This is a genomic window from uncultured Campylobacter sp. (assembly GCF_938017615.1).
Classification (GTDB): Bacteria; Campylobacterota; Campylobacteria; order Campylobacterales; family Campylobacteraceae; genus Campylobacter_B.
The window spans coordinates 1-11093 of sequence record NZ_CALIJA010000112.1 but is presented as its reverse complement, the minus strand read 5'-3'; the positions used below and the strand labels follow the sequence as shown (position 1 = coordinate 11093).

The window sequence follows — 11093 nt, the reverse complement described above, 5'->3', positions numbered from 1 at the left end:
TCGGTGCCGTAAAGCCCCTCCAAATGGTGTACCTCCATGCCGGCAGCGCCCTTTGCGACCTGCGATAGAGCTTTGTTCACGCGCGAGGCGGCGAAATTGGGATGCGATAAGATCACGAGCGTTTTCATGTTATTTCCTTTGTTAAAATTTGCAGAATCATATCGTTAAAAAGCTAAAAGTAGATTAAGAGGACTTGCGAAAGCGAGGCGTTATTTTGCTTGTGAGGAATGGGATTTGTGAGGCGCGATAGATACGAAGCGCTCTCGTACCATACTGCCTCAAGGCATGTGCAACAAAATGTTTTTATGCGTGCCGCAAAGCAAGCCCCTGACCCGCTCTTGTTGTCTGGAACGATCTCACTTGCGATCCACCCGATCGCGCGCAGCTACGGACGGAGCAAAATTTCATCCAAGCAAGGATAAATTTATGAAAAAAGATTAAAATTTAGCCGCGATTTGGGCTACGAGCCCGAAAATTTCAAAAAAGGAAACGATATGCAGAGAAAAACACAGATCGAAGACGAGTTTAGCACAGAGGATCGCGAGCGCAAAATCACGCTGCAAGCGGGAGACGCGGCGCCCGAGTTTAGCTTGCAAAACGCCGACGGCGCGAGCGTCGCGCTAAAGGACTTCGCAGGCAAGAGGGTCGCGCTGTATTTTTACCCCAAGGACAACACCCCCGGCTGCACGACCGAAGCGTGCGAATTTAGCGCCGCGTACGATGATTTCATCGCCGCAGACTGCGTGATCGTCGGCATCAGCCCCGACAGCGCCAAATCCCACGCGGGCTTCATCGCCAAGCAGAGCCTAAAGCACATCCTGCTGAGCGATCCGCAGCACGAGGTAGCCAAGCTATACGGAGCGTGGCAAGTACGCAAAAACTACGGGCGCGAGTATCTGGGTATCGTGCGCTCGACCTTTCTGATCGGTGCGGACGGCAAAATTTTAAAGGTCTATAAAAGCGTCAAGGCAAAAGATCACGCCGCAAAGGTGCTCGCAGATCTGCTAGCTGCGAGTAAATAAAGCGCTAAGCCAGCGTTTTGAAATAGAGCTCCGGCGTATTTGGGCGCTAAATTTTAATATAAAATTTATGCACTGAAATTTGCTATGGAATTTCGGCGTCAAATTTAAGCGCCGAAGCTTCGGCATTAAAATTTCACCTTAAAATTTTGCCTCAGAATTCCGCCGCTAATTTGAAAATAAAATTTCAAAACGGAGTTCTATCTGCGATTTTGGCGGCAAATTTTATCGCCCCAAACCAAAATTTTAAAGGAAAAATAGGAAAAATTTAATCATCCTAGCTCATCCCGACATCGAAAATTAGCTCATAAACAAACGGTTTTTGAAAGAGGCCGCCGTGCAAAGCTTCGCCGTGCGCGACCTAGCGCGTGAGTATCCTAGCGGCGAGATAGACGGCGAGCGCGAGCGCGCGATAATCAAATCTCACGACGCGCTGGTGCTGCAATTTCCGCTGCATAATTTCTCCTCGCCCGCGATTTTAAAAAGCTGGATCGATGCGACGATGACGTATGGATTTGCTTATGGGCGCACAAGCGAGGGCATGCGCGGGCGCGCCGTGGCGCTGGCGGTGAGCGCGGGCATCAAGCGCGCCGACTACGCGCCTAGCGGGCGGTACCATTTCACGATGGAGCAGATTTTAGCGCCGTTTGAGCCGGCATTCCGCTACTATTTTCATGCGGACTGGCGCGGATTTTTCGCGTTTTACGGCGCCGAGGAGACGCCCGGCGTGGATTACGAAAGTAGCGTCACGCAGATAGAAAAAGGCGCGGCGGAGTACGCGGAATTTTTAAGGAATTTAGGCGCAAAGGGCGCAGGTAAAAAATTTTAAGTTAAAACCAAGCTAGGTTTTGGGCTAAATTTTAAAATTTAAATCTTTTTTTGACTTAGATTTTAAAATAAAAAGCGCTGCGATGAAATTTTAAACGGAGTGCTTAAATTTAGCCCGCGCGGTTTATAGATAATTCAGCGCAAGCCGCGCATTACGGCATTTTAATTTAAAGAAATTCCGTACCATTTTTAAGGCCCGTTTACGACGCTGTGTCGCCCCGAAAAATAGATCTCACTTGCGCTAAAAACGTCCGCTCTGCCTGCCGCGAGAATAAAATTCTACCGGTCGATACGGCGTGTCTGCTAGCCATCTAAATCGTCGAAATATAAAATTTGCCGCAGCTTGTCGTGCAGGCTGCAAAAATTCGCGGTCGCACCGTATGCAAAGAGCATTAAAGGCGCAATAATGGATGAGTCGTGAAACAGAGGCGCGGCAAAATTTTATAACGCGCCTTTTTGAGCTCGCTAAACCGCGCGCTCAGCAGAGCAAAGCAAAATTTCATAGCCGCGTGGGATTCTACTTAGTAAAACAAAATTCCGCCTTACTAAACAGAATTCCGTCCGCTAGATAAAATTCCGCCGAACAAATAAAATTTCGCGGCGGAATGAATAAGCCAAATTTAAAATCAAATCTGCGCGCGGAGCAGAAAGCGGCCGAGCTAAGCTCGCGCCCCCTCTGCCGCTAGCGTTATGATCCGCTTAACCACTTCGCTCGCCGCTTTTAAAGAGCCTACGGGCAGATACTCGTAGATCGAGTGGAAATTATGCCCGCCGGTGAAGAGGTTCGGGCACGGCAGCCCCTTGCCGAGATAACGGCGCCGTCGTAGCCGCCTCGCATAGGCTTGATCTTGGGCTCGATATTTAAGCTTTTAAAAGCCTGCTTCGCAAAGCGTATCGCGGGCGCCTCGTCGTTTTTCAAAAAGTTATAGACGTTTTTGTAGCGGTCGTTTAGCGAAATTTCGATCCGATCGCCCCAGATCGCGCGAAGCCCGTCCGCAGTTTTTTGCAAAAATTCCATACGCTGCTCGTATCTTTTCTCGTCAAATTCCCTCACGTCGATCTTTAGGACGGTCTTTGCGCTGTTGCCGCTAAGCTCCTTGACCCAAAAATAGCCCTCCTTGCCCTCTGTGTATTCGGGCGCCTCGCCCGCAGGCAGCAGCGAGATAAACTTATGCGCCAAAAGCAAGGAATTTACGAGTTTGCCCTTGGCGTTCATCGGATGAGCGGACTGGCCTTTGAAGGTAACGACGCAATCGCCCGCGTTCCAATTCTCGTAGATAAACTCGCCTATGCCGCAGCAATCAAGGCAGTAGCCAAAATCCGCGCCTATCTCGCTTACATCCAGCGCCTTTGCGCCCCGCAAGCCCTGCTCCTCGTCCGGCACGAAGCAAGCGATTATCTCGCCGTGTTTGATATGCGGATTTTGGACGAAAAATTCCAGTGCATTCACGATCGCTGCGATCGCCGCCTTATCGTCGGCGCCTAGCAAGCTGGTGCCGTCCGTTACGATGATCTCATCTCCTTTATAATCTTGCAGCTCCTCATTTTCGCTCTCTTTAAGATAGATCTCTAGCTCTTTATTCAGGCAGATATCGCCGCCTTCGTATCTTACGATCTGCGCCTTGGTGTCGCCGCTCTGCTCGGCGCTGGTATCGAGGTGGGCAAAAAACGCTATGCTCGCAGCGGGTGCGTCTAAATTTGAGGGAATTTTAGCGATTAAAATCGACTTCTCGCTGGGGTTGATATTTTTTATGCCCAGAGCTTCGAGCTCGCTTTTTATGAGACCCACAAGCTCGAGTTCCTTGGGGTTTGAGGGCATTATGCCCGCTGCACCCGCGACTCTATTCGTGGTGGTGTTGATCTTGGTGTAGTTTAAAAACCTCTGCACGATATCCACAAATAAGCCTTTTTACAAAATGAAAAATGCGATGACGCAGACGGATAGAAACATCCCTAGAGCCGTTCTTTTAGCGATCTGAATAGGGCTTACCATCGCAAGTCCCGCACAAACGATACAAGCGCCCGCAATCGGCGATGCGCTCCTGCCTAACGCGCCGCTTATCGCAACCGCCATACCGAGCTTATCTTGTTCAAAGCCTAACGCATCGGCGTGCACGGTCACGGCGGTATTAAACGCCATCGACGCCGCATCTCCAGAGCCCGTTACGACGCCCATAAAAAACGGCACAAAGGTTCCGCCGAATTTTACGTAGCCCTGCTCGTTTTTAAGCCACTCGATTACGAAATCGATCGCTCCGCACGCGCTAAGACCCGCGACGAAGACGCCCGCTGCGATGATGATACCTATGATCTCGGCATACGCGCTACCCATTCCTTTGAAAAATTCCTTCGTAATTTTTTGAGGATCGGTTAGAGTAACGGCGATGGTGAGGATAGCGCCCAGTAGCATCGCTTCGGCGACGCCCATCTTCGTCCATTTTAGGAAAGAGACCTGATTTAGGCTCGTGCCGCCGATTACTAAGATCACTAGCGGTACTAGCGGCATAAGCGCATACAAGACGTTTATCTTTTGAGGCTGCGCGTCTAAATTTGAACCCTCGGCTGAATTTGACGCGGCGGAATTTGCGCCGCCCTCTCTTTGCGCTAGATAATTCACCCCCTTGGTGTAGTCTTTGCAAACTATCGCCGTTATACTCATTACGATCAAAACTACGATCAAAGCGGTAATCGCGCTGGAAAACTGCACGGCGATGACGTCTTGAACCGTATAGGATGGGTTGTGCGCCTTTACCATATCGGCGACAAATACGTTGTGCGCCGAGCCCGGGCTTAAAACGCTACCGAAAGTTCCCGCAAATACCGCAGCTCCCGCCATCTCCGGTTTAACGCCCGCAGCCATCATCACGGGGATCAGCGTAGCGCCGACCGCAGCCGAGCAGCCCGCAGCGGAGGGGATAGCGATATTGATAAAATATGTAAGCGCCACGACGATAGGGATCAATAAAAATCCGATATTGCCAAGAGGCCTGGTTAGTAAATTTACGAGCGCGCGGTCGCAGCCGGTAAATTTCATCACGAAGGCAAAACCCATACTGGCGCAGATCGCCTTAATAAGACCTGCTTTAGTCATATACGAGGTAAAGGCGCCCAGCCCGTCCAGCGGCTTTAGACAAAGCACGCACAGCACCAAACCCACGCCGATAAGCACGGTTTTGGTATCCTTCTTCATGATCAGTAAAGCGACGACCGCGACGATACCTGCAAGCGCCAAAAGTAACCTAAACGTCTGCACGATAACTCCTTTTAAATTTTAAATTTACTTCCCACGGCGATGCGCGAGATCTCTTTTTTATACTCGAATTTTAGCACGTCCGCATACCCCATCACCTCACACTCGTTTCCGTTTATCAAAAACGCGCTGCCCTCGGGCATAGCATAGACGCTGTCGTTTTGATTGACAATCAAAAACTCCTCCAACCGCTCCTCCCTGCTCTCGCCGTTGTGGTTTGAAATTTTACCGCTTATAAAGTGAGGATTGATCTGATACGGAAAGATCCCCAGAGCTACCGGCGAGGGCGGGAAGACGATCGGCATGTCGTTGGTAGTCATCATCGTCTTGCCCGCGACGTTTGCGCCCGCAGACCAGCCAAAATACGGCGTACCACTATCCACGGCATCTTTGATCGCACCTAAGAGATCAAATTTATAAAGCTCATTTAGCAGCACGAAGGTATTACCGCCGCCGATGCAGATCGATTTGGCATTTTTAACGGCGGCTTTCATATCGGAAAAGCGGTGAATCGATCTGATATTGTTACTCTCCAAGCAGTCCGAAACCTTCTGCTCGTATTGCTCGTTCGTGCGCCTAACGCCCGCAAACGGAATGAATAAAATTTCATCCTCCCATAACCTGCCTAAAAATTCCCTGATCCACCCCTTGCAGTGGTTCAGATAGCCGCTGTCTTTGTAACTAGAAGCGCTTAGAAGTAGTGCTCTTTTCATGCCGCTTTCCTTAAATTTTGCCGTTTAGCTTATACGCGCAGCGCAGATACACATCCACTCCCGCAAGCAGCGAGTCCTCCTCGAAGTCAAATTTGGCGTTGTGATGTCCCGCCGCAAGCGTCGTGCCGATCATCAGATATCCGCTCTTACCGCCCGCGTCCTGCACCGAGCGCATAAAATGCGCGAAGTCCTCGCATGCACCGAAATTTAGCTCCCTTACAATCTTGTCGTTATCTATAAACGGCGACGCCTTTGCTGCATCCTCGTAAAGCTGTGTGGTGGCCTCGTCGCTATCGCCGCCTGCAGTACCGCCCGTGACCTGCACGTCGTAGCTGACGCCATAAATTTTAGAAACGCCCTCCACTATGTCCATGCATTTGGCCTTCATAAACTCATTCAGCTCGGTACTCTCGCCGCGCGTCTCGCACGCGAGATAGCCGTTGGGCGCGATGACGTTGCGCCCTTCGCCCGCGCGCAGCACTCCGACGTTGATACGCGTGACGCCGTCTGCGTGTCTAGTGATGCCGTGCATATCAAGCGCCATCTCGGCTGCGGCGAGCAGGGCATTGGCTCCGTTTTGCGGTGCGCCCGCGGCATGAGCGGACTTACCTTGTAAATTTACGTCAAATTTAGTAGTCGCAAGCAGCTTTTTGGTACCGCAGATGATGCCTCTCATAGTGCTCGCCTGAAAGCCGATATGACCGCCCAGCAGATAATCCACGCCCTTGGTGACGCCCGCAGCTTCCATACCCACGGCGCCTCTGGTGCCCTCCTCGGCGGTTTGGAAGATAAATCTAAATTTACCGCTAAAATCGTCTAGGCTCTGCGCGATGAGCTTTGCCAGAGCAAGTCCCATCGTGATATGCCCGTCGTGCCCGCACGCGTGCGTAATGCCGCTAATGTCGGAGCGAAAGCCCTCCTTAAAAGGGCGGTGATCCGCGTCCGTGCTCTCGGTCACGTCCACGCCGTCTATGTCAAATCTAAAAGCGACCGTCTTGCCCGCGCGCCCCGTGTCGATCTGCGCCACTAGGCCCGTCAGCCCGTCCTCCATCGCATCAAGAAATTTCATCTGATCCGCGTTTAGCAGCTCTTTGGCGCGCTGCTTCGCCCTCTCGCAGGCATCCTTGCTGCCTACGCCCTGTCTGGCTTCGGCCTTTACCACCTCGCGACCGAGCTTTATCTCATAGCCCAGACGCTGCATTCGATCTGCGATAACCGCGGTCGTAAAAAAGGTAAACCAGCCCGTCTCGGGATGCGAGTGAAAAAATCTGCGATCCTCGATCATCTCGCCTTTGAGCGCCTCTACTTTTTGTGCGATAGCATCCATCTTCTCTCCTTTATTCTTTGGCTAAATTTAACATCGCCGCAGCTAAAACCTTCGTAGCGGCGAAGGCGTCGTTCCAGTTTATGCTTTCGTTTACGTTGTGGCTGATGCCGTCCTTGCACGGCACGAAAAGCATCCCCACGCGATCCGCAAGCCCCGTCATATTCATCGCGTCGTGTCCCGCGCCGCTAGGAAGCCTCAGGCTTGGAATTTTAAGCTCGCCGGCACAGCTCTCAAGCAGATCTATCATCTCCTCGCTTAGCTTTACGGGGCGATCTTTGATGAGATTTTTTAGTTCAAATCTACACCCTCTGCGAGCGCAAATTTCATCTATCGCGGCGCAAATTTGATCGTCCGCCGCCCTAAGCGCCTCCTCGTCTATATCGCGTATATCAAGACCTAGTGTGCAGGTGCCCGGGATCACGTTTAGCACGCCGGGAAGTGCGTTTGCATAGCCCGTCGTCGCAACCGTGGTTTTGCCCGCCTTTGCGATCCTCTCCGCACTTAAAACGATCTCGCTCGCGCAAGCTAGGGCGTCGCAGCGCATATCCATCGGCGTAGCACCGCTGTGATCGGCTCTGCCCTCGATCCGCAGCTCGTATCGCACGGGCGCGGCGATACCCGTGACGATGCCCACGGGGATACCCCGCCTCTGCAATACTGGCCCCTGCTCGATATGAAGCTCGATATAGCTATGAAAGCTGGATTTGGGCAAGATGCAGCTTTTTAAATTTGCGGGATTTAGCCCGAAATCCTGCATCGCATCAAACAGCGAAATTCCGTCCCGATCCTTTAGCTCGCCTAGCCGCTTTTGCGAGAGCTTGCCGCTGATTATCTTGCTGCCTACGGTCGCCATTTTAAAGCGGCTCGATTCCTCGCAAACAAAGACGATGAGCTCTAGCGGTCGCGCAAGCTTTTCGCCGCTATCTCGCACCGCGCGGATCGCCTCTAAAGCCGCCATGACGCCTAACGTGCCGTCGTAAAAGCCGCCCTGCGGCACGCTATCGATATGCGAGCCAGCACTGACAGGCGGCAGATCGGGATTTTTAACGTCAATAAATTTAGCGAAAATATTGCCCGTATCGTCGATTTTGATCTTGAAATTTTCTTTTTGAAGTAGCGATATGAGGAAATCGCGCGCCTCTTTATCCTCGCGCGAAAATGCAAGCCGCGTAAGCCCGCCGCCCGCCAAAGCCCCGAAGCGGCTTATCTGTTCGAACTCGCTTTTAAAGCGCTGCATGTTTATCTCCATAAATCCCCTTTTCTTAAAAAAATTTATGAATACGGCATTTTAATATTAAATTTATATAACAAAGCTGAAATTTGCCTATCGCGGCGGCAAATAGGGCGCTAAAACGGCGCGAGCAGAGTCGCTTTAAGATAACGCTATAAATTTTAAATTTTGCCTTTTGGGCTTTAAAATCGCGATAAGCTGCTTAGCTTCAGACTAAACGGATATAATTATCGCAAAATTCAACGAGGAGTGCAGATGAAGCAGGGCTCGCTAGAGGGACTTTATGAAAAGCTAAGGCAATTTGATAGGCTGGCGAATAAAGAGGAGTATCTGTTTGACGCGATAAAGGGCGCCATAGAAGTGGAAAATTTCGAATTTGCCACGCAAATTTGCGACTTTGTGCTAAACGAGGAATTTGAAAAATTCGGCGCGGTTTTAAGAACGAGGGCGCTAATGTGGCTCACGGGCTACATCGCGCAAAATTTAAAAGAAAGCGAATACCCGAATTTCGGCGACTTCGAGAGCTGCCTGTGGAAATTTAAATGGATAGTCTCGGGCATCGCCAAAAGCTCCGTGATCGAAAAGGAACTCATAGACGAGGCAAACGAGGCGATGCTGTTTTACTACGAGCGTTTGGAGCTCTCGTTGGCAGCCTACTACAAGGCCTTGATGAATCAAAACATCGACATGGGCGATACTAGAGAAGCAAAGGCAAACTACGAGCTGTGGAAAAAGCTCGCCAAAGACGATATGGGTGACTGCGAGGCGTGCGAAGCAAGCGATGAGATCGCGTATCTGTGCTTTATCGGCGAGCACGCAGCGGCGCTAAAGCTAGCCGAATCGTTGCTCTCGGGCGAACTAACCTGCGGCGAAGTGCCTCACACGACCTACGCGCCGATACTTTTTAGTATGATTAAAACAGGCAAGATCGAAGAGGCAAAAACTCTTTTACCAAAGGCCGCGGCGACGATCGAGTCAAATCCTCGCGTCATAAACGAGATCGCCCCGCTAATCGAGATCGCCGTTAGGCTAGATGAGCGCGAGACGGCGCTAAGCTTAGCTCGCAAGCACTCCGCGGCGATCCTTGACGGCAACGACGATCTAAACGACCTGCGATTTTTCATCGCTGTTAGCGCGTTCGGCGATGAGAGCGACTACAAAACGGCTTTGGAACTGGCGGGTAAATTTGACGCTAGAAATCAAAACTTCTATTACGCTGATTATCTAAATAAATTTTACGAGGAATTTTCAGGGCTTGAAATTTGACGGTTTAAAGACCTAGCACACTTTGTCCATAAAGCAGAACGTCATTCTCAAGCGCGTGCGACCAGATAGTCTAAAATCTGCGGCTCGATATTACTTCACGCTCGCAACGGCGGGCGTGGTCAAGTTTACGCCGAACGGGTGCAGCGGCTCGTGCGGTAAATTTTATACCGCTTACTCGCGCACGTCGGCAGCCGGTCGCCGAAATAGATGATAGAGCGCATGCATGGCATTAAATTTTAACTAGATCGGTCAGACGAAAACAAATATTTGCAGTAGCCAAGACTCGTATTCTAAATTTCAATCGCCGCAGAACGTAAAATTTAAACCAACCCTGCCGTCAATCTCGCTGTAAAACATATAAGCGGCAACAATGGCGTATCTCGCGCATCGTCACCAAGATTTAGCGGTAAATTTAATAGCAAAATTTAAAGCATGGAGCGACGGGATTTTAAAACAAAATTTCAAGTAGCTTTTTAAATGAAAAATTTAAAGCGGAATTTTAAATGTAGAATTTCAAATAAATTTTAAAATTCCAAGAGTATCATCCCTTGGAGTTTTAAATTTAATGCTTGGCTAGGTAATTTGTGTCGTAGTTATTATCCACGAAATCGGGGTTGTTCATCATCCTAAGATGAAAATCGCGCGTCGATTTTATGCCGCCGATGATGAGCTCGTCTAGCGCGACCTTCATTTTTGCGATCGCACGCGCGCGGTCCTTGTCGTAGACAATGAGCTTGCCGATCATGCTGTCGTAGTAAGGCGGCACCGAATAGCCCTCATAGACGTGGCTGTCCATACGCACGTTTCTGCCGCCCGGAGCGACGTATTTTGTGATTTTGCCCGGGTTTGGCATAAAGCTTTTGGAGTCCTCGGCGGTGATGCGGCACTCAAGCGCATGCCCGCTAAATTTTATCTCGCTTTGAGGTAGCAGCTTCTCGCCCTGCGCGATACGGATCATCCACTCGATCAGATCGAGCCCGCTTCGCATCTCGCTTACGGTGTGTTCGACCTGCAAGCGGGTATTCATCTCGATGAAATAGAATTTCTTATCCTTACCGTCGTATAAAAACTCAAACGTTCCCGCGCTTGCGTATCCGATCGCCTTAGCGGCGCGAACCGCCGTTTCGTGCAGGCTCTTTCGTGTCGGCTCGTCCAAGATCACGGCCGGGCTCTCTTCGATTAGCTTTTGATGGCGGCGCTGCATCGAGCAGTCGCGCTCGCCGATATGCACGACGTGTCCATGCTCGTCGCCCAAGACCTGAACCTCGATGTGGCGGGGGTTTGTGATATATTTTTCCATATACATCGTGCCGTCGCCGAACGCGCTCATCGCTTCGCTCTCTGCCGACCAAAAGAGCTTTTCGATATCCTCTTCGCGCTCGACCACGCGCATTCCGCGTCCGCCGCCGCCGGCTGCGGCTTTGATGATGACGGGATAGCCGATTTCAGCGGCTAGTTT

Annotated in this window: 8 protein-coding genes and 1 pseudogene; 3 read left to right on the top strand and 6 right to left on the bottom strand. The window is 50.9% G+C overall.

Annotation, left to right across the window (positions count from 1 at the left end):
- Positions 1-494: 494 nt before the first annotated feature.
- Complete coding sequence (gene bcp / locus Q0620_RS05880) at positions 495-1022, top strand: thioredoxin-dependent thiol peroxidase (protein ID WP_298783731.1); 528 nt, start codon at positions 495-497, stop codon at positions 1020-1022.
- Between the two features lie 304 nt (positions 1023-1326).
- Positions 1327-1848 carry an NAD(P)H-dependent oxidoreductase gene (locus tag Q0620_RS05875; RefSeq protein WP_366125029.1) on the top strand — a complete coding sequence of 174 codons (522 nt, stop codon included), beginning with the start codon at positions 1327-1329 and terminating at the stop codon, positions 1846-1848.
- 658 nt (positions 1849-2506) lie between these two features.
- On the opposite strand, the pseudogene pepT reads toward Q0620_RS05875, so the two are convergent.
- From pepT to Q0620_RS05850, 5 genes and pseudogenes are all read right to left on the bottom strand, one after another.
- Positions 2507-3744 (bottom strand): annotated as a pseudogene (gene pepT / locus Q0620_RS05870) (peptidase T).
- Positions 3745-3756: 12 nt separating this feature from the next.
- Positions 3757-5100 carry a C4-dicarboxylate transporter DcuC gene (gene dcuC, locus Q0620_RS05865; protein ID WP_298783724.1) on the bottom strand — a complete coding sequence of 448 codons (1344 nt, stop codon included), beginning with the start codon at positions 5098-5100 and terminating at the stop codon, positions 3757-3759.
- Positions 5101-5111: 11 nt separating this feature from the next.
- Positions 5112-5810 carry a dipeptidase PepE gene (gene pepE, locus Q0620_RS05860; protein WP_298783722.1) on the bottom strand — a complete coding sequence of 233 codons (699 nt, stop codon included), beginning with the start codon at positions 5808-5810 and terminating at the stop codon, positions 5112-5114.
- A gap of 10 nt (positions 5811-5820) precedes the next feature.
- A complete protein-coding gene (locus Q0620_RS05855; protein WP_298783720.1) occupies positions 5821-7137 on the bottom strand; it encodes an amidohydrolase in 1317 nt (438 codons plus the stop codon).
- 10 nt (positions 7138-7147) lie between these two features.
- Positions 7148-8386, bottom strand: a complete 1239-nt coding sequence (locus Q0620_RS05850) for a M20 family metallo-hydrolase (RefSeq protein WP_298783718.1) — start codon at positions 8384-8386, stop codon at positions 7148-7150.
- A 237-nt stretch (positions 8387-8623) separates the two neighbouring features.
- Between Q0620_RS05850 and Q0620_RS05845 the strand changes: the two genes are divergently transcribed.
- Positions 8624-9634: a hypothetical protein gene (locus Q0620_RS05845; protein WP_298783716.1), complete on the top strand. Its 1011-nt coding sequence runs from the start codon at positions 8624-8626 to the stop codon at positions 9632-9634.
- 562 nt (positions 9635-10196) lie between these two features.
- On the opposite strand, the gene Q0620_RS05840 is transcribed toward Q0620_RS05845, so the two are convergent.
- Positions 10197-11093, bottom strand: an 897-nt coding sequence (locus tag Q0620_RS05840; protein WP_298783714.1) for an ATP-grasp domain-containing protein, incomplete at its 5' end; no start/stop codon positions are given.

What these genes read in the sequence shown, in the direction of transcription:
- pepE (WP_298783722.1), bottom strand. Translation starts at nt 5,810, where the DNA reads ATGAAAAGAGCACTACTTCTAAGCGCTTCTAGTTACAAAGACAGCGGC.
- Q0620_RS05850 (WP_298783718.1), bottom strand. Translation starts at nt 8,386, where the DNA reads ATGGAGATAAACATGCAGCGCTTTAAAAGCGAGTTCGAACAGATAAGC.
- Q0620_RS05845 (WP_298783716.1), top strand. Translation starts at nt 8,624, where the DNA reads ATGAAGCAGGGCTCGCTAGAGGGACTTTATGAAAAGCTAAGGCAATTT.
- Q0620_RS05855 (WP_298783720.1), bottom strand. Translation starts at nt 7,137, where the DNA reads ATGGATGCTATCGCACAAAAAGTAGAGGCGCTCAAAGGCGAGATGATC.
- bcp (WP_298783731.1), top strand. Translation starts at nt 495, where the DNA reads ATGCAGAGAAAAACACAGATCGAAGACGAGTTTAGCACAGAGGATCGC.